Here is a 22024-nt window from a genome sequence, read left to right on the forward strand (position 1 = left end):
GCGCGGGCATGCCTCGTGCGCCAGACACCAGTGAGACGCAAGCGGATTCCCCCGCTATTGCGCCGCCTTCCCCGTCCCGAACGTCACGATGTCGCCCGAGCGGCGGCCCAGCGAGGACATCAGCCCGTCCAACGACGCCCGGTCGGCTTCGTTGGCGGACTTGGCGAACGTGGCTTCGCCCTGGAAGTTCACGCCACGCGCAGTTACGCTGCCCTGGCCCTTGACGTCGAGCAGGCCGCTTTCCGTGCTTAGCGCCAGCGTCGCGCCGCTTTTGCCGCCGCCTTGCACCCGCAGCAGGTAGGTGCCTATCGGCGTCACCGGCGTGAGCGCCGCGCCGGCGTTGCGCCAGCGCAGGTCAACCGTCGATCCCGGCGGCAGCGGCGCGCCCAGGCGCAGCGGCTGCCAGTTGATTTCCAGCATCCCCTGCGGCGACAGGGTGTTCCACGGCGCGCCCAGGGCAGGCAGCACCGTTGCGGGCACACGCAGGGACTGGGCCGGCACCGACAGCCCGGTCCAACCCGGCCGCGCGCGCAGCGTGCCCTGCAGCCACGGGTGCAAGATGTCCAGCGCCATCTCGTCCCAGCGCCATTGCCATTGGACGGCTTGCGGCAGCACACGCCGCGCGCCCTGCGGACCCAGTGCAATCCAGGCGCTGCCGTGCCAGAGCGTGCCGCTGGCGTCGGCCAGCGTCAGCAGGGCATCGTCAGGTTGCAGGACCAGCAGCCAACGCGCGGGCAGCACGGCGACGCCCGCCGCCGCGGCGCAGACGGCGCCGGCCAGCCACAACGCGGCCCCGCGCCGTGTAGGTAAACGCAAAGGCATCAACGGGCCTCCGCGGCTTGCGGCGACCGCAGCACGACCTTGCCGTTCACCAGGCCCGGCAGCGGGCGCCCATTGGCGTTGGCCGCGCGCGTCAGGTCCACGTGCGAGACAGCCAGGCCCCAATCGCGGCCCGCGCCATCCAGCCAGCGCATCAGGGCCGACGAGGGCGTCTGTTCCAACGACAGTTCGACGCCGCCGCCGTCGGCGTCGTTCAACATCCATTGCCCGGCGGGCAGGCCGCCGCGTTCCAGGCTGGCAGCCAGCTCGGTCCGGGCGGGCATGGCGCCGGCGGGCGCGGCGGCGCGCTGGCGCAGCGCGGCTGCCTGAGTCGTCAGGTCGGCCACGGTGGCAGCCTGGGCGCGCAGCGACGGCAGCTCGCCTTGCAGCTTGCGCACCGTGTTCAGCGCGGGTTCGATGAGGGTGACGAAGACGAGCGTTGCGCCCAATAGCAGGCCCGCGCCGGCGACCAGGCGGCGTTCACGCGGGGCCAGCGCCTGGTAACGCTGGCGAGCCTGCGTCAGTGCGGGAGTGATGGGCTTGCTTGCGGCCTGCCACGCAGCCTGTAGTTGATGTAGCGGTTTCATGGTTGATTGCGCACGATGCGCCAGGTGTTGTCGGAGTCGCCGCGCTCCAGCTTCAGCCCCAGGGCGGCGGCCTGCTGGATCAGCGCCGGCGTTTCGGCGACGCGTTGCGATTGCGGACCGGCGTCGGCAAGCTGCAGCGTGAGCGCCTGGTCGGCGTAGGTCAGGTGCGCGACCTTGTCGGCGGCAAAAGGCATGGCCTGCGCTGCGGCGCGGGCCAGCGGCAGGAAGTCGCCGGCGCTGGCGGCGCCCCGGTTGGCCTGCAACGCGTCCAGCCCCTGCTGGGCCTGGCGGGCCGGATCCAGCACGACGGGCAGGTTGGGAAAGGCCGCCAGCACCTGGTCGCGCATGCCGTTGCGCAAGGCATCGGCTTCGCCGCGCAGCTGCGATGCGTAAAGGTTCAGGCCCGCGATCCAGACCACGGCGGCCAGCGCGCCCCAGCGCCACACCGGCCGCCAGCGCGAGACGCGCGCGGGCGCAAGGTGAGGCATCGCCAGCGACCACGGGGGCGAGGGCGCCGTCCACCGCGGATCCGCGGGGTCGCGCAAGGGAATGTCCGATTCCGGCGCCAGGGCTTGGGGCGCGATCAGCGCGCGCACCCGCAGGCCTTGCTGGCTGAGCAGGCCCCAGGCGCGCCGCACGGGCTCGCGGGGCGACCACGCCAGCGCCACGGAGCCGTCGGCAGCGCGCGTGCCGTGGCCGACGGCCAGGGCGTCCAGGTCGCTCAGCACCAGCGGTTCCAGCGCGCCGCGCACGGCGGCCCCGAAGTGCGCGCGGGCGACGGCGGGGATCTGCACGGTAGCCGTGATGACGTCGACCGGATGCAGCACGGCCTCGCAGACGGCTTGTGGCCACGCGTGGCCCAGGGCGCGCAGCGCCAGTTCGCCCTGGCGCGCGCAGCGGCCGCGCCGGTCGAACCACGCGTACGCCACGGGCGAGTCATCGCCCAATTCTTCCAGCGCGGGCAGCGCAATGCGCAGGGTGTTCTTCAAGGAATCTCTCTCGTCCAGATCGTGTCGGGCGCGGCCGGCGGGGCGCTGCGCACCAGCGCCTGCATGGAGACGCGCGCCCGTTCGTAGACCACGGTGCCGCTGGCCATGAACCAGCCGCTGTTGGTGGAGACGGCGGGCGCGGGCGTTTTCACGCCCGTACCGGCCAGCCGGTTGGCGAAATCGCCGGTGTTGTTGAACCAGTTGCCGCGGTCGCGTTCGCCGGCCATGGCGCGCGCCTGGGCCAGCGACAGCCCCGGCACCAGCGCCGCGATGACTTCGGCGGGCGCCGTGTTGACATTGACGCTGGTGGCCGCGGGCAGCAGCGTCATCGTGCGCCGCAGCGCATTGCGCATGGGCGGCTCCAGGCCCAGCAGCGCCGCGACTTCGTCCACGCCGCGCGGCAGCGGCGCTCGCGCCTCTGGGGCAGACTGGGCCGGGTTGTTCGCGCCGGACGCGGCATCGGCGGCCAGGGCGGGCGGCTGTGCGGACGCCACGATATCGACCATGCGCGCGGCCAGCGTGTCGGGCAACTGAAGCGTGTTCAGCAGGCGACGCAGGACCTCTTCCTGCTCCGGCTGTGGCACGCCATTGCGCGCCAGGTTGTACAGGTTGTATTTCCCTTGTTCGTCCTGCACACCGCCGGAGAACACCGCGACGCGATCGTCATCCGGGCGTTCGATGCGGGTGTCCAGCACGGGGGTGGCCCAGACCTGGTCGCCGCGCGTGATGGGTTCGCGCCGGCCGTGGTCGCGCACCACCAGGCGCGCCCAGTCGATGCCGCCGGCCAGCATGGCGCGCGCCTGCACCCGGGCCAGTTCGTTCTCCACGCGCCGCGTGCTGGCCGTCTGGCGCTGGAACAGGCTGGTGGTCAACGCCGCCACGATCGCGACGACGATGAGCGCGCTGACGACGGCGGCGCCACGCTCGCGGGGAAAGGCGCGAGAGACGGGCGTTCGAGGAACAGGCGTTCGAGGAACAGGCGCGGGACGGGCCAGCGTACAAAGTCCGGACCTCATGGCAGCTCCAGGATGCGCGTGTAGCGTCGCAGGTCGCCGGGCGCGCCGCGTTCGAAGGTGATCTCCAGGCCCGTGGGCGCGGCCGCGAACGAGGAGTTGGCGTCCACCCAGCCCACGCCCGGCACCCATGCGCGCAGCGCCAGCGTCCGCACGCCGGCCAGCAGCATCACGCCGTCGGTGGCGGCGGGCAGGGGGCTGCGCGGCGCGGACGGACCGCCGGCGCGCCACAGCCCGTCGGCCCGCACCTGCCACTGGACGCGCTGCCACAAGCCATTGCCGTCCGGATCCGGACGCAGGATTTCCAGCGTCTGGCCGCCCGCCGCGCGGCGCAGCAGGCGCAGCCCGCTGGTGAAGGCCACCGCGTCGAGCCCGGCCGAGTCGAAGGCCGGGCCGGTATACGAAAGTTCCACGTCGCGGGCCATCTGGCCCAGCGTTCGGACGATGGCGTCCGTATCCTCGGCCTGAGCGGAGATCAGGTCGCGCGCGCCCGACACGCTGGCCAAACCGCGCCAGGCCATCAGGCTGACCAGCGCCATCAAGGCCAGGGCCACCAGCACTTCGATCAACGTGAAGCCGGCTTGCGATCGCGGGGAAGGACGCTTGGTCATCGCAGGCTGGACAGCAGTCCGTCAAGCTGCAGCAGGATCGCGCCCTGGCGCGCGGACGCGGGATCGTGGACCTTCACGGCCACCTGGCGGAAGCTGCGGTTCATGGAATTGGTGAACACCAGTTCGCACTGCAAGGCCAGGCCGCCTTGCGGACAGGGCACGGTCTGGGAACCGGCGCGCGGCAGGGTCTGCTCCAGCCGCAGTTGCGTCAATGCGTTCTGCGCGGCCAGCAGCGCCAGCGTCTTGTCCTGCAAGGCGCGATTGTTCGCCGCCATGACGCCGGTGGCGCGCAGGGCAGCGCCCATCGCGACGGCGATGATGGCCAGCGCAACCAGCACTTCGATCAGCGTGAAGCCGCGCTCACGCCTGGGCGGGCGCGGCTTCCTGGCGAACGGTCTGGCGATCGGCCTGGCCATGCGGCGGGGATCAGCGGATCTCATAGCGTCCCGCCGCGTCGCGCTGCACGGTGACGCGCGCGTCGCCCGCGCTGAGCGTCAGCGTCATGGGCGAGGCGACCCATTCAGTGTTGAAGACCAGCGGACGGTCGGGGTCCAGCCGCAGTTGCACGGGGCTGGCGGACCAGGTCTGTGGGTGAAGCACTTCATCGTTCTGAAGCCGATCGGCGGGCACGGGAACGTCATCTTGTGCGGTAGGGCCGGGCGGCCGGCCCGGACGTTCGAACGACCAGCCATTGCCGTCGGCCAGCCAGCGGATGGACCGGCCGTCGCTGCGTGCCTCGCTCTGGGCCACGGTGAACGCGTCCGTCAGGCGCTCGGCATCGGCCCGCAGGCGGTTGTCGCCGCGGCCGACGGACAGGCTGACCATGCTGGCGGCGATGGCGACGATCACCAGCACCACCAGTACCTCGACCAGCGTGAAGCCGCGCTCAGAGTTCCCAGGAGCCGATGTCGGCATCGCCGTTTTCTCCGCCGGGCTTGCTGTCTGCGCCGAACGAGAAGACATCGACGTCGCCTTTGACGCCGGGGCTCAGGTATTGATAGGGATGGCCCCACGGATCGTTGGGCAGCTTGTCCAGGTAGCCGCGCCAGTTGGCCACGCCGTCCGGCTTTTGCGCCAGCGCGCGCAGGCCCTGCGCGGTGGTGGGATAACGCCCATTGTCCAGGCGGTACAGCTTGAGCGCCTGCATGATGCCGCCGATGTCCTGGCGCGCGGCAGCCTGGCGGGCCTGATCCGGACGGTCCAGTACGCGCGGCACCACCAGCGCGGCCAGAATCCCCATGATCACAATCACCACCATGATCTCGATCAGGGTGAAGCCCTGCTGGCGGGCAAGCCCACGCGGTAACTGACGCACTTTACAACTCCGGTATTTCTGTAGAAGCCCGGGATTGTGGACATGAAATATGACAGTAATGCGCACGCCACCAGCCTAGTCCCACGAGCAGCGCGTCACTCGCGACTCGCGGTACGACCAGCACCTTACTTTTCCCGCGTGATCCCGCCCGGAGCGTCCTGCGCCGCCGGCGCCGTGATTCGGCTTGTGCGGCCCGATTGTTCAACGGTGATGGCGTCGGCGCCAATGTCCCGCAGCACGATGCCGGGGGTCACTTCCGCGCCTGCGCGCCAGGCCTGCGGCGGCCCGCCGTCCACGCTCAGCACCGCGGCGCCGTCGGGTCCGGCCGCGATCACGCCCAGCACGGTGATCTGCGTGCGCATGGCTTCATCCTTGCCGAACCACAGCGCCACCGGCGTGTTGTCGGCCGCGCGCGGGGCGGCCGCGGAGACCGCGGGGGGCAGGGGGCCGGGCCGCGGCGCAAGCAGGATGGATGCCCAGACGCCCACGCCTGCGGCAAGGGCCAGCACGGCAAGGACGCGCAGCGCGGCGGGCGCGGAAAACTGGGGCAGGCGCAGGGACAGGGGCATGGAAATCAGCGGCGGACGAAATGACGCGGCCGACTATAGCGGCGTTTCATGACAGCAATGCAATAGCCGAAAGCGTCAGTCATCCGGCCGCCACGCGTCTCGCGCAAAAGAACCGCATTGAGGCTATCCCCGCCTTGCGTCTTGCGCAAAAGAATCCTGATCCCACGATCAACGTTTCTCTTCTTTGCTTCACGGACCTTTCACCTTTGACCGCCACCATGGCGGCCAGCGTAAGAACCCGTTCATGAAAGAGAAGAGAAGCAATGCAAACACTGGATTGGAGAAGATGGTGCGCCATGTTGCTGGCTACCAGCGCATTGGCCGGCTGTGGCGGCGGCGATGACGATGACGAGGAGGCCGTCGTTCCGCCGACGCAGCCGCCCGTGACCGCGCCGGGCGAGGCGCGCGCCGACAAGGTGCTGTTCGTCGGCGTGGATGGACTGACCTACGATGCGCTGCGCCGCGGCCTGGCCGACAAGTCGCTGCCCAACATCGGCCAGTTGACCGCCACGCGTGCCTGGACGGGCGGAGTGACCGGCACGGTGACGCAGCAGCCCACGCTGACGGCGCCGGGCTGGGCCACCCTGCTGACTGGCCAGTGGGCCGACGTGCATGGCGTGCGCTCGAACGCGCAAGACCAGGCCATGAAGGCGCCCAGCGTGTTCCAGCGGTTGAAGGCCGTACAGCCGCAGGCCCGCACGGCCGGCGCGTTCAATTCTTCGCTGCTTGCCGGCCTGGTGGGCTCGGACCGCGACGCGGGCTACCTGCAATCGCTGACGGACTGCGCCGGCGTGGACGATTGCGTCGCCTCGCAAGCCCGCGACCGCATCGCCGAAGGCTACGACATGGTCGTCGCGCAATTCGGCGCGCCGGAGCGCGCCGCGGCCGGCAACGGCTTCGGCACGGCGTACGAGGCGGTCATTCGTCAGACGGACGCCGCCATCGGCGTGCTGGCAAAGCAACTGGCGGACCGCAAGGCGGAGCATCCCAACGAGAACTGGCTGATGGTGGTGGCTTCCAGCCACGGCCTGGACAAGACCGGCGGCAGCGACGGCCTGCCATTCTCGTCCAACAAGACCATTCTCCTGGCCGCCAATCAGCCGGCCCTGTTGGGCGGCACCGCCGACGACGCGTCGTTCGACGGCCTGTGGGATGCCAACTGGTACGCGCTGCCCAGCGCCGCCGACGTATCGCCCACCGTGCTGTCATTCCTGGGCGCGCTGCCCGAGGCCGGCGCGTACGACATGGCGGGCACGTCGTTGAGAGAGCCCCTGGCGCTACGCCGCGTCACCACGCGCACGTCCATGGACAACAAGAGCGTGACCGTCAGCTGGGTGCGCGTGGGCGAGCCCGCCGGCGACATCGTGGTCAGCCGCGACGGCGTCGAAGTCGCGCGCCTGCCCGGCACCGCCACCGAGTACGTGGACACGGGCTTCACCTTTGATTCCGAAGGCCTGCATGAGTTGGACTACAGCGTGTCGGCGGGCCGTGCGGTCAGCGCCGCGCAAGCCAAGGTGGTGTACGCCAAACCCGTGCTGCTGTTGCCTTCGCTGCGCACCGGCCTGACGATGTTCTTCCCGTTCGAAGGCGACGTGGCCGACGCGGCCGCGGGTGGCGGCGCGATCACGCCGTACGACGGCACGCAGGCCCCGGCCTATGCCGACCCCGGCGTCTACGGCAAGAGCTTCAGGAACGAGCGCAATGCGAATCCGCTGGGCGCGTTCAAGCTGGACTACCCCGCGGGCCTGATGGACAGCGTGCAGGCGTTCACCATCGGCTTCTGGTACCAGTCGGACGGCACCGCCAATGACCGGTCGATCATCGGCAACAAGGACTACAACTCCGGCGCCAACCCGGGCATCACCATTGCCCAATGGGCCGGCCCCGAGCTGCGCTTCAACCTGGCGGGCGGGTCGCGCGTCGACATCGAAGGCGTGAAGTTCACCGCCAACAAGCCGGTCTACATCGCGATGACTGTCGATAAGACGGCCAAGACCATGGTGGCCTACCGGTACGACAGCGAGCTGGGCTTTACGCGCCTCTCGAAAGCCACCGGCACGGTCAACCTGGCGCAGATCGCCGGCGTGTTCGGCCCGCACATCGGCCTGAATGAAGACGGCAAGGGCACCTACGGCATCTGCTGCGCCGGCACCAAGGGCCCGTACACCATGATTTTCGACGACCTGGCCTTCTGGTCGCGGGCCTTGACCGAGGACGAAGTGAAGTCCCTGGCCATGTCCGGCAAGTCCGTCTCCGAACTGTTTCCCTGATGTCCCAAGGATAGACACTCCATGAGCAAGTCCATGATTTTTCGCGGTTTCCTGCGCGCTGGCGCGGTGCTGATGCTGACCGCCACGCTGGCCGCGTGCAGTGGCGACGATGGCGGCGATGACGCCGGCACGCCCGGCAACCCGGGCACGCCCGGCCAGCCCGAGACGCCGACGACTCCGCCGGCCAAGCCCGAACTGCGTTGCGCACCCTGACTCGCGCTCTCTGTAGACAAATAGGAAAAATCCGTGAAGTCCGATAAAGACACGATCCACGCCGGCAAGCGCCGCTTCCTGCGCAACGCGGCCGCCTCCACCGCCGGCCTGACCGCGCTGTCGATGTTCCCGCCCGCCATCCGGCGCGCGCTGGCCATCCCGGCCAACAACCGCACCGGCACCATCAACGACGTCGAGCACGTGGTCATCCTGATGCAGGAAAACCGTTCGTTCGACATGTACTTCGGCACGTTTCGCGGAGTGCGGGGCTTCGGCGACCGCATCACCATTCCGCTGCCGCAGAACCGTTCGGTCTGGGAACAGACCAACGCCACGCGCGTCGTGATGCCGTATCACCTGGACAGCACGCAGGGCAACGCGCAGCGCGTGGCCGGCACGCCGCACGACTACGTGGACGCGCAGATGGCCTGGGACGGCGGCCGCATGTACCAGTGGCCGCGCTACAAGCAGAACCAGTCCATGGGCTACTACCGCGAGAAGGAAGTGAAGTTCCAGTTCGCGCTGGCCGACGCTTTCACGCTGTGCGACGCCTACCACTGTTCCACCCACGGCGGCACCAATACGAACCGCCTGTTCCACTGGACCGGCACGAACGATCCGCTGGCGCAGGGCAATGGCCCGTCGACCCGCAACCAGTGGGACAGCCTGGGCGCTTCGTCCACCGGCTGGACCTGGAAGACGTATCCCGAGCGCCTGCAGGAAAACGGCGTGACCTGGAAGGTCTACCAGAACCTGCCGGAGAACTTCGGCGACAACCCGCTGGCCGGCTTCCAGCAGTACCGCCGCGCCAACGAATTGGCGGGCAACGGCACCAACGGGGCGCCGTACCCGGCGTGGACGCCCAGCATGGACGCGTCCAATCCGCTGTACAAGGGCACGGCCAACACGATGCCCGACGGCGGCTTCCTGCAGGCCCTGCGCGACGACGCCATCAACGGCACGCTGCCGCAGGTGTCGTGGATCGTGGCGCCCGCCACTTACTCCGAGCATCCTGGCCCGTCCAGCCCCGTGCAGGGCGCCTGGTACATCCAGGAAACGCTGGACGCGCTGACCGCCAACCCGGACGTCTGGAGCAAGACCGTACTCTTGATCAACTTCGACGAGAACGACGGCTATTTCGACCACGTGCCGCCGCCCGCCGCGCCGTCGCTGAACACGGATGGCTCCATGGCTGGCGCCTCCACCGTCAACACCGACCTCGAGCGTCACACCCACGCCTCCGCCCAGGACGCGGCCGACAACCGCGTCTACGGCCCGGGCCCGCGTGTGCCGATGTACGTGGTGTCGCCGTGGAGCCGTGGCGGCTGGGTCAATTCCCAGGCCTTCGACCACACGTCCGTGCTGCGTTTCCTGGAAGCCCGCTTCGGCGTGAAGGAAGAGAACATCAGCCCGTGGCGCCGCGCGGTGCTGGGCGACCTGACCTCGGCCTTCAACTTCGTCACGCCCAACGACGAGACGCTGCCGGACCTGAACATCCAGACCCGCACGGAATCGGATCTGGAGCGCGCCGCGCAGGAAGCGCTGACCGCCGTGCCGCTGCCGGATCCGTCCACGCAGGCCAAGGGCGTGCAGGAAAAGGGCGTGCGCAATTCGCGCCCCTTGCCCTATGAACTGCACACCAGCGGCCGCAGCCAGCCGGGCACGGGCAACATGTGGCTGGTGTTTTCCAACACCGGCAAGCAGGCTGCCGTGTTCCATGTCTATGACCGCCTGCATCTGGATCGCCTGCCGCGCCGGTACACGGTCGAAGCGAACAAGCAGCTTGAAGGCAGCTGGGACACGGCGGCCGATGGCGGCAAGTACGACCTGTGGGTGCTGGGCCCCAACGGCTGGCACCGCCATTTCTCGGGCGACCTGGCGCTGGACCGAACGGCGGAGCAGGATGCCGAGATCCGCGTCTGCTACGACATCGCCAACGGCGACGTCTACGTCAGCTTCATCAATGGCGGCAAGGCGCCTTGCACCTTTGAAGTCACGCCCAACGCCTATTACGCCAGCCACGAGCGCTGGTCGTTCACGGTGCCGGCGGGCGGACAGGTCGAGCAGCATTGGGCCCTGGCGGACAGCAAAGCCTGGTACGACTTCACGGTGCGTCTGGCCGAGGATCCGTCGTGGCTGCGCCGCTTCGCCGGCCGCGTGGAAACCGGCAAGCCGTCGGTGACCGACCCGGCGATGGCCTTGTAACGCTCAGGCGGCGGTCTGCGGTTCGCGTGCGCGGAAAGCCTGCGCGCACGCCTCGCAGATCGCCGCCGTAATGCTCTGGCGGGCGTGCTCGCGGCGCTCGAGCATGCCGATGGAGCGGGCCAGCGGGCCCAGGTCGTCGGGCAGGTACAGAATCCGCAGTTCCGGGCTGTGCTGCCAGTTCGAGCCGTTGATCAGCGGCAGCAGCGTCACGCCGACCTCCTGGCGCACCAGTTCCACCAGGGTCTCGATCGCGTTGAGCTCCAGGAATTCATTGATCGGCACCGCCATCCGCCGCAGCAGCCGGTCGATCTGCAGGCCGGTGCGCTGCGTGCGGTCAAAGCGAAGGAAAGGATTGTTCGCCAGCACCTCGCGGGCGTTTTCGCCGGTCGCCGAACGCGGCGCGATCACCACCATCTGCTCTTCATATAGCGCGGTCCAGCGCGTGCTGGCCATCTTGCGCCCGGCCTCCACCAGGAAAGCGGCGTCCAGCTCGCCGTCTTCCACCTTGCCGGCCAGTTCGCTGGCCTTGCCGGACAGGATGCGCACGTCCAGCTTGGGATGAGCCTTCTTCAGGCCGGAAATCACCTTGGACAGCGTGCCCATGCAGGACACGATGCTGCCCACGGACACAGAGCCCGCCAATTCACCGGGAGCCGTACTGGGGCGCCTCAGTCTGTCGTATAAATCCAGCAAGTGCTTGATTTCCGGAAGCAATTCCCGCCCGGCGGCGTTCAGGATGGCCAGGCGTCCGCTTCGGTCGAAGAGTTCGCGCCCCAGCTCCGCTTCCAATGACCGCATCTGGAAGCTGACGGCCGCCTGTGTCAGCGCCACCTGCTCGGCGGCGTCCGAGAAAGAACCATGGTGCGCGACGGCCAGGAAGGTGCGCAGGAACCGGATCGTACTCATAAAAAATTCTTTTATGACGGAACAAAAAATCAAATTGATTTAATTAAAGCACGAGAGTAACTTCGCCCGCTTAACCGTTATGAGACCCGCCACATGAAAACCTTCGACTGGGCCAACCCGTATCCTTCCGTCCGCATCCCGCTGTTCGCCCGCAACGTGGTTTCCACGTCGCATCCGCTGGCGGCCCAAGCGGGGCTGCGCATGCTGCTCAAGGGCGGCAACGCCGTGGACGCCGCCATCGCCGCCGCAGCCACGATCGTCCTGGTCGAACCGGTTTCCTGCGGCCTGGGCGGCGACTGCTTCGCCATCGTCTGGGACGGCAAGGAGCTGCACGGCCTGAACTCGTCCGGCGTGGCTCCTGCCGCCTGGAACACTGAATACTTCAAGCGCAAGTACGGCACGGACGCCAACGGCCTGGCCATCCAGCCCAAGCGCGGCTGGGACGCCGTGACCGTGCCTGGCGTGGTGGCCGGCTGGGCCGCCCTGCATGAAAAGCTGGGCAAGCTGCCGTTCGAGCAACTGTTCGAGCCCGCCATCGAAATCGCCGAGCGCGGCTATGCCGTGCCGCCGGTAGTGGCGCACAAGTGGGCGGCCGCCGCCGACGAGCTCAAGTCGCAGCCGGGCTACGCCCAGGCTTTCATGCCCGAAGGCCGCGCGCCGAAGGTGGGCGAACACTTCCGCTTCCCCGATGCCGCCAACACGCTGCGCCGCATCGCCGCGTCCAAGGGCCGCGATTTCTACGAAGGCGAGCTGGCCGAGCGCATCGCCGCATTCAGCAAGGAATGCGGCGGCGCAATGACGCTGGAAGACCTGCGCGGCTACCGCCCGGAATGGGTCAAGCCGATCTCCAAGTCCTACCGCGGCTACGAGCTGCACGAGATCCCGCCGAACGGGCAGGGCATCGCCGCCCTGATCGCGCTGGGCATCGTCGAACGCTTCGATATGTCTGATATTCCGGTGGATTCGGTGCAGTCGCAGCACATCCAGATCGAAGCCATGAAACTGGCCTTCGCCGACCTGTACAAGTACGTGGCCGACCCGCGCGCCATGCAGGTCACGCCCGAACAGATGCTGTCGGACGCCTACCTGGACAGCCGCGCCAAGCTGATCCGCCTGGACCAGGCCACGCATTTCGAAGCCGGTCGTCCGCATGCCGGCGGCACCATCTACCTGACCGCCGCCGACGAAAACGGCATGATGATCTCGTTCATCCAGTCCAACTACATGGGCTTCGGATCGGGCGTCGTGGTGCCCGGCACGGGCATCAGCATGCAGAACCGCGGCGTGGGCTTCTCGATGGATCCCAAGTCGGCCAACGTGGTCGAAGGTGGCAAGCGCCCGTTCCACACCATCATCCCGGGCTTCCTGACCCGCGGCGGCAAGCCGGTCATGAGCTTCGGCGTGATGGGCGGCGACATGCAGCCCCAGGGCCACATGCAGACCGTGGTCCGCATGATCGACTACCACCAGAACCCGCAGGCTGCGTGCTGCGCGCCGCGCTGGAAGGTCAACCGCGACTTCACGCTCGATATCGAGACCAATATGAAGGCTTCTACGATTGCGGGACTGAAAGACCTCGGGCATGCTTTGAAGTCCGTTGACGATCCGTACATGGACTTTGGCGCCGGCCAATTCATCTGGCGCATGTCCGAGAACGACAACGAACTGGGCTATGTCGCCGCCAGCGACAGCCGCCGCGACGGCCAGGCGGTGGGTTTCTAGTCGGCGCGCATCCAACCAACGGCCATGCCGCAACAAGGGGAATAAAGACATATGAAACGCTTTGCCATGACCTTCGGCGCCAGCCTGCTGGCGCTGGCCGCCGGCGCCGCCAGCGCCCAGAACATCCGGATCGGCCTGCAGGAAGATCCCGACGTGCTGGATCCGCACCGCGCCCGCACCTACGTGGGCCGCATCGTGTTCACGTCGCTGTGCGACAAGCTGGTGGACATCGATCCCAAGCTGCATTTCGTGCCGCAGCTGGCCACCTCGTGGTCGTTCAGCGACGACAACAAGGTGCTGACCTTCAAGCTGCGCGAAGACGCGCTGTTCCACGACGGCAGCAAGTTCGACGCGGCGGCGGCCAAGGCCAACCTGGACCGCGCCATGAGCCTGCCGGACAGCCTGCGCAAGGGCGAACTGCGTTCGGTGGCCAAGGTCGACGCGCCTGACGCCAGCACGCTGGTGCTGACCCTGAAGGAACCCGACGCCACGCTGCTGGCGCAATTGTCGGATCGGGCAGGCATGATGCTGTCGCCCAAGACCTTCTCCGACGACGTCGCCGCCGTGGGCCGCAAGCCCGTGTGCTCGGGTCCGTACAAGTTCGTCGAACGCATCCAGAACGACCGCATCATCCTGGAAAAATTCGACCAGTACTACGGCGCCAAGGACTACGCGTTCAAGCGCGTGACCTTCCTGCCCATCCCCGACACCACCGTGCGCCTGTCCAACCTGCGCGCAGGCGACCTGGACATGCTCGAGCGCCTGAACCCCTCGGACGCGCCGGCGGTCAAGAGCGACGCCAGCCTGACGTTCGCGCCGGTGGCCGGCCTGGGCTTCCAGCAGTTCATGTTCAACGTCGACAACGGCAAGCGCGCGGAAGACAACCCGTTCAAGAACAAGCTGGTGCGCCAGGCGTTCCAGTTCGCGATCGACCGCAACGCGATCAACGAAGTCGCCGGCGGCGGCATTTTCGAGCCCGCTCAACAGCCGTTCCCGCCCGCAAGCCCGTTCCACAGCGACAAGTTCCCCGTCACCAAGCGCGACGTGGCCAAGGCCAAGAGCCTGCTCAAGCAGGCAGGCTTCGACCGCGTGAAGGCTGAACTGGTGTTCGGCAACAACACCACGACGTCGTCCATCGCGGAAATCGTCCAGGCCATGGCGGCCGAAGCGGGCTTCGATCTTTCCCTGCGTCCCACGGAATACGCCGCCCTGCAAAAGGAATCCGCCGGCGGCAACTTCCAGATCGTGATGCTGGGCTGGTCCGGCCGGGTCGATCCCGACGGCAACATCCACGCCTTCGTCACGTGCAAGGGCGCCCTGAACGACGGCCACTATTGCAATCCGGAAGTCGACAAGCTGCTGAACCAGGCCCGCACCGTGCCCGACGAAGCCAAGCGCAAGGCGATCTACGACCAAGCCCAGGCCATCATCCAGGATGAACTGCCCGGCGTGTACAACTACTACCAGCCCTGGCCCTTCGTCATGGGCAAGAAGGTCGTGGGCTTCACGCCCTATCCGGACGGTATGATCCGCCTGAAGGGCGTGACGTTCGCGCAGAAGTGATGCACGCGCGGCGTTTTTCCGCCGCGCCCGCCGGACGCGCCCCGCGCGTCCGGTTGTTGTTTGCGGCGGATGCGCGTTGCGCCCGACCCGGCCGGCGCCGTCCGTCGTTCCTGTCTTACGGTTTCCCACATGCTTAAACTCATCTTGCGCCGCGTGATCGTCGCGATACCGACACTGATATTGGTGTCGATGATCGTGTTCATGCTGCAGAAAATCCTGCCCGGCGATCCGGTGCTGACCCTGGCCGGAGAAGAGCGCGATCCGGCCGTGCTGGACTACCTGCGCGACAAATACCGCTTGAACGACCCGCTGCCGATGCAATACGCGGCGTGGGCCGGCCAGGTCCTGCAAGGCGACCTGGGCAAGTCCCTGCGCACCGACGTGCCCGTCACGACGCTGATCGCGCAGAAGCTGCCCGTGACGCTGCAGCTTGCCGCCATGGCGATGTTCTTCGCGCTGCTGGTGGGCATTCCGATGGGCATCATCGCCGCCGTGCGCAAGGGCAAGCCCGTCGAAATGGGCGCCAACATCGCGGCGCTATCCGGCATGTCCATTCCCAACTTCTGGCTCGGCATCATCCTGATCATGGTCGTGTCGGTGCAATGGAAGCTGCTGCCGGCCTCGGGCTATGTGTCACCGTCCGAAGACTTCTGGCTCTCCATCAAGACCATGCTGATGCCGTCGCTGGTCCTGTCCACCGCGATCGCGGCCTATCTGATGCGGCACACGCGGTCGTCCATGCTGGAAGCCCTGTCCGCCGATTACGTGCGCACCGCGCGCGCCAAGGGGGTGTCGCCGCGCAGCGTGGTGCTGCGCCACGCCTTGCGCAACGCGCTGATGCCCATCGTCACGCTGGTGACGCTGCTGTTCGGTGAACTGCTGGCGGGCGCCGTGCTGACCGAACAGGTCTTCACGATCCCGGGCTTCGGCAAGCTGGTGGTCGACGCCGTGTTCACGCGCGACTACGCGGTGGTGCAGGGCGTCGTGCTCTGCGTGGCCGTGGGCTTCATCCTGATGAACCTGCTGGCCGACATCCTGTACATCCTGGTCAATCCCCGCCTGAGGCACTCATGAGCGCTATTCCTGCAACGGCCGCAGCCGTCACGCCGCCCCGCAGCCGCAATCGCGCCTGGACGAAGTTCAAGCGCAACCGCATCGCGATGCTCGGCCTGGGTATCGTGCTGTTCTTCGTGGTGGTGGCCCTCCTGGCCCCGCTGATCGCCAATCACGACCCCCTGCAAACCAGCTTCACCACCATCCGCAAGGCGCCGTCGGCGTCCTACTGGCTGGGCACGGACGAACTGGGCCGCGACATCTTCAGCCGCATGATCTACGGCGCGCGCGCCTCGCTGATGGCGGGCCTGGTGTCCGTGCTGATCGCGCTGATCGTGGGCGTGCCTTTCGGCCTGGCCGCGGGGTATTTCGGCGGCTGGACCGACAGCGTGATCTCCCGCGCCACGGAAGCCCTGCTGGCGATTCCCTTCCTGATCCTGGCCATCGCGCTGGCCGCCTTCCTCGGGCCCAGCCTGACCAACGCGATGATCGCGATCGGCGTGTCCGCCGCGCCCAAGTTCATCCGGTTGACGCGCGGACAGGTGCTGGCGGTCAAGAACGAAGACTACGTCCAGAGCGCCCGCGCGCTGGGCGCGTCCGACCTGCGCATCATCGGCCGGCACGTGTTTCCCAATGTGATGCCGCCGCTCATCGTGCAGGCCACCATCACGATCGCCACGGCCATCATCGCCGAGGCCAGCCTGTCCTTCCTGGGCCTGGGGTTGCAGCCGCCGACGCCGTCGTGGGGCTCGATGCTGAACACGGCCAAGAACTTCATGACCCAGGCGCCCTGGATGTCGATCTTCCCCGGATCGGCCATTTTCCTGGTGGTGCTGGGCTTCAATCTGCTGGGCGACGGGCTGCGCGACGCGCTCGATCCGCGTCAGGAAAAGTAATCGATATGGCAACCATGGATCCCAAGCGCGTCGTGCAGGTCAACGACCTGACGGTGCGCTTCAAAACGCCCGAACGCACCGTGGAAGCGGTGCGCAATGTCTCCTTCCACGTCAACCGTGGCGAAACCCTGGCCATCGTGGGCGAGTCCGGTTCCGGCAAGTCCGTGACCTCGCTGGCGCTGATGCGCCTGGTCGAATATGGCGGCGGCCACATCGCCAACGGCGGGATGCTGCTGCGCCGCCGCAGCGGCGACGTGCTGGATCTCGTCAGCGCGCCCGATTCCACGCTGCAGCGCGTGCGCGGCGCCGACGTCGCGATGATCTTCCAGGAGCCGATGACGTCGCTGAACCCCAGCTTCACGGCCGGCAACCAGATTGCCGAGGCCCTGCAACTGCATCAGGGGCTGGACGCGGCGGCGGCGCGCGCGGAAACGCTGCGCATGCTGGAACGCGTGCGCATCCCCGAGGCCCGCGCCATCCTGGACCGCTATCCGCACCAGTTGTCGGGCGGCATGCGCCAGCGCGTGATGATCGCGATGGCGCTGTCGTGCAAGCCGCAACTGCTGATCGCCGACGAGCCGACGACGGCGCTGGACGTCACGATCCAGGCGCAGATCCTGCAACTGATCCGCCAGCTCCAGGAAGAAATGGACATGGGCGTGATCTTCATCACGCACGACATGGGCGTGGTCGCCGAAGTGGCGGATCGCGTCCTGGTCATGTACCGCGGCGACAAGGTGGAAGAGGGCGGTTCGGACGAGATCTTCGCCCGTCCGCAGCACGCCTATACCCGCGCGCTGCTGTCGGCCGTGCCGCGCCTGGGCGCGATGCAGGGCACGGACGAACCGGCGCCGTTCCCGCTGCTGAAGGTGGACGAGGCCGCGCGCGTGTCGAATCCGGCGCTGCTGGTGGATACGCCGGTAGCGGCGCCTTCCACCGTGCGCCGCGACAACGGCCCCGTGCTGAAGGTGCGCGACCTGACCACCAGCTTCGATATCCCCGGCGGCATTCTCGGCCGGGTGCAGAAGCGCGTGCACGCGGTCGAGAAGGTCAGCTTCGACCTGTATCCCGGCGAGACGCTGTCGCTGGTGGGCGAGTCCGGCTGCGGCAAGACGACGACCGGCCGGTCGCTGCTGCAACTGGTCAAGAGCAAGGGCGGGTCGATCGAATTCGACGGCAAGAACATCGGCGCGCTGCGCGGCAGCGCCATGCAGACGCTGCGCCAGCACATTCAGTTCATTTTCCAGGACCCGTTCGCGTCGCTGGATCCGCGGATGACGGTGGGCTATTCGATCATGGAGCCGCTGCTGATCCACAAGGTGGCGCGCGGCAAGGCGGCGCAGGACCGCGTGCGCTGGCTGATGGACAAGTGCGGGCTGGCGCCCGAGATGATCGACCGCTATCCGCACGAGTTCTCGGGCGGGCAGCGCCAGCGGATCTGCATTGCGCGCGCGTTGGCGCTGAACCCGAAGGTGGTGATCGCGGACGAGTCCGTGTCGGCGCTGGATGTGTCGATCCAGGCGCAGATCGTGAATCTGCTGCTGGACTTGCAGCGTGAACTGGGCGTGTCGTTCCTGTTCATTTCGCACGATATGGCGGTGGTCGAGCGCGTGAGCCACCGGGTGGCGGTGATGTACCTGGGCCAGATCGTGGAGATCGGCCCGCGCCGGGCGATCTTCGAGAACCCGCAACATCCCTATACGAAGAAGCTGATGGCGGCGGTGCCGATCGCGGATCCGCAGCGGCGGCATCGGGAAAGGTCGCTGCTGGTGGATGAGATTCCCAGTCCGATGCGGAAGGTGGGGGATGATCCGCTGGTGGAGCCGTTGGTGGCGGTGGGGGATGGGCATTTTGTGGCGCGGCATGCCATTGGGGTTTATTGAGGCGGCAGTTGCTGCGGGCGGCTGATGCTGCTTTTGCTAACTGTTGTCGTAGTTGTCGCGTTTGTTGTTGCTGGCGCAGGGTGTGGTTCTTTTGCCGCGTCCGGCGCCGGGCCGGGGGTGAGCGAGGGGCAACGATTGCGGTCCGGAGCCTTCGCTCCGGACTGCCCCTGCGTCATCCTCGTTGCCGCCTGCGGCGGCTGCCTACGGATTCCCTCGGGCGCATCGAACGCCCCTCGCTCACCCCCGGCCCGACGCCGGACGCTACAGCGCTTGCTGGCTAGGGGCGGCGGGGAGACTGGCGTGCTTGGCGTTTTTGCCGCGGTCGGGGTGGGTAGGGAGGGTCTTGCGGGGTCGCCAAAATCGGCCGCGCGGGCGGCCTTCTTTGGCTTCGCGTCGTCTTGCGTCGTAGCGATGGCGCTGCGCGCTGGCGGGAGGTGTGAGTTTCAACCAGGTGTCGGACACCCGCAATACCGATTTCCTCAGCGCCGTTCCAGCGCGAGCCTCAATCCAAATGCGATGAACACCGCGCCGGTGACGCGGTCCAGGCCGCGGGTGACTGCCGGGCGGGAGAGCCAGCGGGCCAGGGGGCGGGTGGCGGCTACCAGGAGGGCGAACCAGAGCATGCCTACCAGGGCGTGGACGGTGGCCAGCAGCAGGCTGAAGCGCAGGACGTCGGTGCCTGCCGGAATGAATTGGGGCAGGAAGGTGATGTAGAAGACGCCGACCTTGGGGTTCAGGGCGTTGGTCAGGCAGCCGCGCACGAACCAGCCGGTGCCGGTGGTGCCGGGGCGTTGGGCGGCGGCCAGGATGCCGGACGTTTGGTTGGCGGTCTTGCGGCTGGGGCGGGTGCTCCACAGGAGTTTGACGCCCAGGTAGAACAGGTAGATGGCGGCGCAGATGCGCAGGGTGTCGTAGGCGAAGGTGGATACGGCGAGCAATGAGCCCAGGCCCAGTGCGGCGATGGTGCCCCACAGCAGGCAGCCGGCGCTGATGCCGAGGCCTGCCATGAGGGCGCGGCGGCCGCCTTCGACGGCGGCGGTGCGCAGCACCAGGGCGTTGTCCAGACCGGGCGTGACGGTCAGGATGGCGGCGGCCAGGGTGAAGGCGAGCAGGGCGGCGGTGGCGGTCATGGCGAGGGCGGGGACGGAATGAGGTTGGCGTGCCGGCATGACGTCCGGGCGCCCGGGCAGTGTAACGCCGCAACCTGGTCAGGAGAAACGTCGCGCGGGCGGTCTCGTTGCCATGGGTGGTCATAGAAGAACCGTCGCGCCCGCGGTCTCGGCCCCTGGGCGGTTATCATGGCGGCCTTCTCGCAATTCGCTTTTTTCTACGGATTTTTGCCATGGCCCTGCGCGCCACGATCTACAAGGCCGAACTCAACGTCGCCGATACCGACCGCCATTACTACGGCAGCCACGGGCTGACGGTGGCTCGCCATCCCTCGGAAACGGACGAGCGCATGATGGTGCGCTTGCTGGCGTTTGCGCTGCATGCGCAAGAGGAGCTGGCGTTCACCAAGGGGCTCAGCGACACGGACGAGCCGGACCTGTGGGTGAAGGATCTGACCGGCGCGGTGAAGCTGTGGGTCGAGGTGGGGCAGCCCGAAGAGCGCCGGATCCTGCGGGCCTGCGGGCGCGCCGACGAGGTGATCGTCTATTGCTACGGCGGGTCCGCCAGCAAGATCTGGTGGGACGGGGTGCGCAACAAGCTGGAACGCACGCGCAATCTGAAGGTGGTGAACCTGCCGGCGGATCAGACGCGGGCGTTGGGCCAGCTTGCCGAACGCACGATGCAGCTCAATGCCAACATCTCGGACGGTGTGGTGTATTTCTCGGCTGCGAAGGGCGAGGTCAGCGTGGAACCCGAGGTGTGGCGCTGAAATAGGGGCCGGGGCTTGCGCTCCGGATAAAGGCGGGCTTAATATGACGATCATCATATTTTAGGTGGTCGCGACATGTCTGCCTCCCGCCGCAAGGAAGAATCCCACGAACGCATCGTCGACGCAGCCTCGCGCGCCATCCGGCGCGCCGGGTATTCGGGCGTCGGGGTGGCTGACATCATGAAGGAAGCCGGCCTGACGCACGGCGGCTTCTATGCCCATTTCCCCTCGCGCGACGCTTTGCTGGCGGCGGCGATGGAACGCGCTGGCCAGGACGGCGCCGTCCGCCTGTCACAGGCCATGGCGCGCCGCCGCGCCGAGGGGGCCACCGCGCTGCGCGCGTGGGTGGAAACGTACCTGAGCGACGCCCATCTGGTCGGGTGCGAAAGCGGTTGCCCCGTGGCGGCCCTGGCGTCGGAGATTCCCCGCCAATCCGATGACGTGCGCGAAGCAGCGGCGGGCAGGGTGCAACGGCTGCTGGAAAGCATTCAACAGGTGCTGCCGGCGGATGCGGGCGAACACGCGGCAGCGGCCGTCCTCAGTACGCTGGTCGGGGCGCTGCAGCTTGCCCGGGCGCTGGGCGACAACCCGCGGGGCCGCGCCTTGTTGGCGTCGGCTCGCCAGGCGGTCTTGGAACAATACGACCGCGAGGGCGCCGCAAGCTCCCATTGACTGATTTTTGCCTGGCCGCTTTGCGCGGCCTTTTTGTCGAACATAAATATGATGATCATCATATTTAACAGTGCCAACCGATCTGATCCGCGCGATCACCACACAGGGATACCCATCATGGAACTCAAGAATGCCGTCGTTTTCATCACCGGGGCCAATCGCGGCCTGGGCCTGGCTTTTGCCCGCGAGGCGCTGGCGCGCGGGGCGCGCAAGGTCTACGCCGCCGCGCGTGACCCGTCCGGCATCGCGCTGGAAGGCGTGGTGCCGGTGAAGCTGGACGTGACGAACGCCGACGACGTGGCCGCCGCGGCCGAGCTTGCCAAGGACGTGACACTGGTCATCAACAACGCGGGCATCGCCGACCCAGGCGGGTTCCTGGCCCCGGGCAGCGTCGAATTGGCGCGCCGCCATCTGGACGTCAATCTGTTCGGGCCCCTGATGGTGGCGCAGGCCTTTGCGCCGGTGCTCGCCGCCAATGGCGGCGGGGCGATGCTGAACGTGCTGTCGATCGCAAGCTGGATCAACGGGCCGCTGCTGGGCGTGTACGCGATGAGCAAGTCCGCCGCCTGGGCCCTGACGAACGGCCTGCGCCGCGAGCTGCTTGCTCAGAACACGCAGGTGCTGGGACTGCACATGGGTTTCGTCGACACCGACCTGACCAAGGGCATCGACGCGCCGAAGTCGACGCCGCAAGCGATCGTGAAGCAGGCGCTGGATGGACTGGAGGCCGGGGAACTTGAAGTGCTGGCCGACGAGCAGACGCGCCAGGTCAAGCAGGGACTGACCGCCAGCCCGGCGGTCTATCTGTAAATCGGGGAGCCGTCCGTCATGCACGCCAACACAACATCTTCGGGCGCGT

General features: G+C 67.7%; 23 protein-coding genes. 11 read left to right on the forward strand and 12 right to left on the reverse strand.

The features are described 5' to 3' along the window. Positions 1-54: 54 nt before the first annotated feature. The 9 genes from gspN to RT614_RS01775 form a co-directional block, all read right to left on the reverse strand. Positions 55-822, reverse strand: a complete 768-nt coding sequence (gene gspN, locus RT614_RS01735) for a type II secretion system protein N (protein ID WP_313619845.1) — start codon at positions 820-822, stop codon at positions 55-57. Beyond that, entirely contained in the window at positions 822-1406 is a 585-nt protein-coding gene (gspM, locus tag RT614_RS01740; protein ID WP_313619847.1) for a type II secretion system protein GspM, read from the reverse strand. Before gspM ends, gspN begins: the two co-directional genes overlap by 1 nt. Next, entirely contained in the window at positions 1403-2395 is a 993-nt protein-coding gene (gene gspL / locus RT614_RS01745) for a type II secretion system protein GspL (RefSeq protein WP_313619849.1), read from the reverse strand. Before gspL ends, gspM begins: the two co-directional genes overlap by 4 nt. Beyond that, on the reverse strand, positions 2392-3411 hold the full coding sequence (gene gspK / locus RT614_RS01750; protein ID WP_313619850.1) for a type II secretion system minor pseudopilin GspK: 1020 nt from the start codon (positions 3409-3411) through the stop codon (positions 2392-2394). Before gspK ends, gspL begins: the two co-directional genes overlap by 4 nt. Next, positions 3408-4019: a prepilin-type N-terminal cleavage/methylation domain-containing protein gene (locus RT614_RS01755; protein ID WP_313619852.1), complete on the reverse strand. Its 612-nt coding sequence runs from the start codon at positions 4017-4019 to the stop codon at positions 3408-3410. Before RT614_RS01755 ends, gspK begins: the two co-directional genes overlap by 4 nt. Further along, the gene (gspI, locus tag RT614_RS01760) at positions 4016-4435 is read right to left on the reverse strand and encodes a type II secretion system minor pseudopilin GspI (RefSeq protein WP_313620630.1); all 420 of its coding nucleotides are present in this window, start codon (positions 4433-4435) and stop codon (positions 4016-4018) included. The genes RT614_RS01755 and gspI overlap by 4 nt, the downstream gene beginning before the upstream one ends. Positions 4436-4445: 10 nt before the next feature. Continuing rightward, the gene (gspH, locus tag RT614_RS01765; RefSeq protein WP_313619854.1) at positions 4446-4934 is read right to left on the reverse strand and encodes a type II secretion system minor pseudopilin GspH; all 489 of its coding nucleotides are present in this window, start codon (positions 4932-4934) and stop codon (positions 4446-4448) included. Then, positions 4906-5334, reverse strand: coding sequence for a type II secretion system major pseudopilin GspG (gene gspG / locus RT614_RS01770; RefSeq protein ID WP_313619856.1), 429 nt, complete (start codon positions 5332-5334; stop codon positions 4906-4908). Before gspG ends, gspH begins: the two co-directional genes overlap by 29 nt. 125 nt (positions 5335-5459) lie before the next feature. Next, a complete protein-coding gene (locus tag RT614_RS01775; RefSeq protein ID WP_313619857.1) occupies positions 5460-5903 on the reverse strand; it encodes a hypothetical protein in 444 nt (147 codons plus the stop codon). 263 nt (positions 5904-6166) lie between these two features. Here RT614_RS01775 and RT614_RS01780 point away from each other — a divergent pair, with 263 nt between their 5' ends. The 3 genes from RT614_RS01780 to RT614_RS01790 are packed head-to-tail and all read left to right on the forward strand — an operon-like array spanning position 6167 to position 10591. Continuing rightward, entirely contained in the window at positions 6167-8173 is a 2007-nt protein-coding gene (locus RT614_RS01780) for an alkaline phosphatase family protein (protein ID WP_313619859.1), read from the forward strand. Between the two features lie 21 nt (positions 8174-8194). Next, positions 8195-8386: a hypothetical protein gene (locus tag RT614_RS01785; RefSeq protein WP_313619860.1), complete on the forward strand. Its 192-nt coding sequence runs from the start codon at positions 8195-8197 to the stop codon at positions 8384-8386. Positions 8387-8419: 33 nt separating this feature from the next. Beyond that, positions 8420-10591 (forward strand): phosphocholine-specific phospholipase C, encoded by a 2172-nt coding sequence (locus RT614_RS01790; protein WP_313619861.1) that lies wholly within the window; start codon positions 8420-8422, stop codon positions 10589-10591. A gap of 3 nt (positions 10592-10594) precedes the next feature. On the opposite strand, the gene RT614_RS01795 is transcribed toward RT614_RS01790, so the two are convergent. After that, positions 10595-11497: a LysR substrate-binding domain-containing protein gene (locus RT614_RS01795; protein WP_313619862.1), complete on the reverse strand. Its 903-nt coding sequence runs from the start codon at positions 11495-11497 to the stop codon at positions 10595-10597. 93 nt (positions 11498-11590) lie between these two features. Between RT614_RS01795 and ggt the strand changes: the two genes are divergently transcribed. After that, entirely contained in the window at positions 11591-13219 is a 1629-nt protein-coding gene (ggt, locus tag RT614_RS01800; protein ID WP_313619863.1) for a gamma-glutamyltransferase, read from the forward strand. 51 nt (positions 13220-13270) lie between these two features. Then, positions 13271-14782, forward strand: a complete 1512-nt coding sequence (locus RT614_RS01805) for an ABC transporter substrate-binding protein (RefSeq protein ID WP_313619865.1) — start codon at positions 13271-13273, stop codon at positions 14780-14782. Here the strand turns inward: RT614_RS01805 and RT614_RS01810 are convergent. After that, a complete protein-coding gene (locus tag RT614_RS01810) occupies positions 14731-14985 on the reverse strand; it encodes a hypothetical protein (protein WP_313620661.1) in 255 nt (84 codons plus the stop codon). The two genes, RT614_RS01805 and RT614_RS01810, sit on opposite strands and share 52 nt — an antisense overlap. Here RT614_RS01810 and RT614_RS01815 point away from each other — a divergent pair. The 3 genes from RT614_RS01815 to RT614_RS01825 are packed head-to-tail and all read left to right on the forward strand — an operon-like array spanning position 14912 to position 18614. After that, on the forward strand, positions 14912-15856 hold the full coding sequence (locus RT614_RS01815; RefSeq protein WP_056316436.1) for an ABC transporter permease: 945 nt from the start codon (positions 14912-14914) through the stop codon (positions 15854-15856). The genes RT614_RS01810 and RT614_RS01815 overlap by 74 nt on opposite strands. Further along, a complete protein-coding gene (nikC, locus tag RT614_RS01820) occupies positions 15853-16731 on the forward strand; it encodes a nickel transporter permease (RefSeq protein WP_313619867.1) in 879 nt (292 codons plus the stop codon). The genes RT614_RS01815 and nikC overlap by 4 nt, the downstream gene beginning before the upstream one ends. A gap of 14 nt (positions 16732-16745) precedes the next feature. Next, positions 16746-18614, forward strand: coding sequence for a dipeptide ABC transporter ATP-binding protein (locus RT614_RS01825; protein ID WP_313620631.1), 1869 nt, complete (start codon positions 16746-16748; stop codon positions 18612-18614). A gap of 479 nt (positions 18615-19093) precedes the next feature. Here the strand turns inward: RT614_RS01825 and RT614_RS01830 are convergent, their stop codons facing one another. Then, positions 19094-19744 carry a LysE family translocator gene (locus RT614_RS01830; RefSeq protein ID WP_313619868.1) on the reverse strand — a complete coding sequence of 217 codons (651 nt, stop codon included), beginning with the start codon at positions 19742-19744 and terminating at the stop codon, positions 19094-19096. 212 nt (positions 19745-19956) lie between these two features. On the opposite strand from RT614_RS01830, the gene RT614_RS01835 reads away from it, so the two are divergent. The 3 genes from RT614_RS01835 (at position 19957) to RT614_RS01845 (ending at position 21975) form a co-directional block, all read left to right on the forward strand. Beyond that, positions 19957-20493: a YaeQ family protein gene (locus RT614_RS01835; protein WP_313619869.1), complete on the forward strand. Its 537-nt coding sequence runs from the start codon at positions 19957-19959 to the stop codon at positions 20491-20493. A gap of 75 nt (positions 20494-20568) precedes the next feature. Further along, positions 20569-21165 carry a TetR/AcrR family transcriptional regulator gene (locus RT614_RS01840; RefSeq protein ID WP_313619871.1) on the forward strand — a complete coding sequence of 199 codons (597 nt, stop codon included), beginning with the start codon at positions 20569-20571 and terminating at the stop codon, positions 21163-21165. 117 nt (positions 21166-21282) lie between these two features. After that, positions 21283-21975, forward strand: a complete 693-nt coding sequence (locus RT614_RS01845) for an SDR family oxidoreductase (RefSeq protein ID WP_313619872.1) — start codon at positions 21283-21285, stop codon at positions 21973-21975. Positions 21976-22024: the final 49 nt, after the last annotated feature.

The organism is Achromobacter sp., assembly GCF_032102605.1.
Lineage (GTDB): Bacteria > Pseudomonadota > Gammaproteobacteria > Burkholderiales > Burkholderiaceae_B > Achromobacter.

What these genes read in the sequence shown, in the direction of transcription:
- RT614_RS01830 (WP_313619868.1), bottom strand. Translation starts at nt 19,744, where the DNA reads ATGACCGCCACCGCCGCCCTGCTCGCCTTCACCCTGGCCGCCGCCATC.
- RT614_RS01825 (WP_313620631.1), top strand. Translation starts at nt 16,746, where the DNA reads ATGGATCCCAAGCGCGTCGTGCAGGTCAACGACCTGACGGTGCGCTTC.
- RT614_RS01775 (WP_313619857.1), bottom strand. Translation starts at nt 5,903, where the DNA reads ATGCCCCTGTCCCTGCGCCTGCCCCAGTTTTCCGCGCCCGCCGCGCTG.
- nikC (WP_313619867.1), top strand. Translation starts at nt 15,853, where the DNA reads ATGAGCGCTATTCCTGCAACGGCCGCAGCCGTCACGCCGCCCCGCAGC.
- RT614_RS01815 (WP_056316436.1), top strand. Translation starts at nt 14,912, where the DNA reads ATGCTTAAACTCATCTTGCGCCGCGTGATCGTCGCGATACCGACACTG.
- RT614_RS01795 (WP_313619862.1), bottom strand. Translation starts at nt 11,497, where the DNA reads ATGAGTACGATCCGGTTCCTGCGCACCTTCCTGGCCGTCGCGCACCAT.
- RT614_RS01805 (WP_313619865.1), top strand. Translation starts at nt 13,271, where the DNA reads ATGAAACGCTTTGCCATGACCTTCGGCGCCAGCCTGCTGGCGCTGGCC.
- gspH (WP_313619854.1), bottom strand. Translation starts at nt 4,934, where the DNA reads ATGCCGACATCGGCTCCTGGGAACTCTGAGCGCGGCTTCACGCTGGTC.
- RT614_RS01835 (WP_313619869.1), top strand. Translation starts at nt 19,957, where the DNA reads ATGGCCCTGCGCGCCACGATCTACAAGGCCGAACTCAACGTCGCCGAT.
- gspK (WP_313619850.1), bottom strand. Translation starts at nt 3,411, where the DNA reads ATGAGGTCCGGACTTTGTACGCTGGCCCGTCCCGCGCCTGTTCCTCGA.
- RT614_RS01810 (WP_313620661.1), bottom strand. Translation starts at nt 14,985, where the DNA reads ATGAACACGATCATCGACACCAATATCAGTGTCGGTATCGCGACGATC.
- RT614_RS01845 (WP_313619872.1), top strand. Translation starts at nt 21,283, where the DNA reads ATGGAACTCAAGAATGCCGTCGTTTTCATCACCGGGGCCAATCGCGGC.
- RT614_RS01755 (WP_313619852.1), bottom strand. Translation starts at nt 4,019, where the DNA reads ATGACCAAGCGTCCTTCCCCGCGATCGCAAGCCGGCTTCACGTTGATC.
- gspM (WP_313619847.1), bottom strand. Translation starts at nt 1,406, where the DNA reads ATGAAACCGCTACATCAACTACAGGCTGCGTGGCAGGCCGCAAGCAAG.
- RT614_RS01780 (WP_313619859.1), top strand. Translation starts at nt 6,167, where the DNA reads ATGCAAACACTGGATTGGAGAAGATGGTGCGCCATGTTGCTGGCTACC.
- RT614_RS01785 (WP_313619860.1), top strand. Translation starts at nt 8,195, where the DNA reads ATGAGCAAGTCCATGATTTTTCGCGGTTTCCTGCGCGCTGGCGCGGTG.
- RT614_RS01840 (WP_313619871.1), top strand. Translation starts at nt 20,569, where the DNA reads ATGTCTGCCTCCCGCCGCAAGGAAGAATCCCACGAACGCATCGTCGAC.
- gspN (WP_313619845.1), bottom strand. Translation starts at nt 822, where the DNA reads ATGCCTTTGCGTTTACCTACACGGCGCGGGGCCGCGTTGTGGCTGGCC.
- ggt (WP_313619863.1), top strand. Translation starts at nt 11,591, where the DNA reads ATGAAAACCTTCGACTGGGCCAACCCGTATCCTTCCGTCCGCATCCCG.
- gspI (WP_313620630.1), bottom strand. Translation starts at nt 4,435, where the DNA reads ATGGCCAGGCCGATCGCCAGACCGTTCGCCAGGAAGCCGCGCCCGCCC.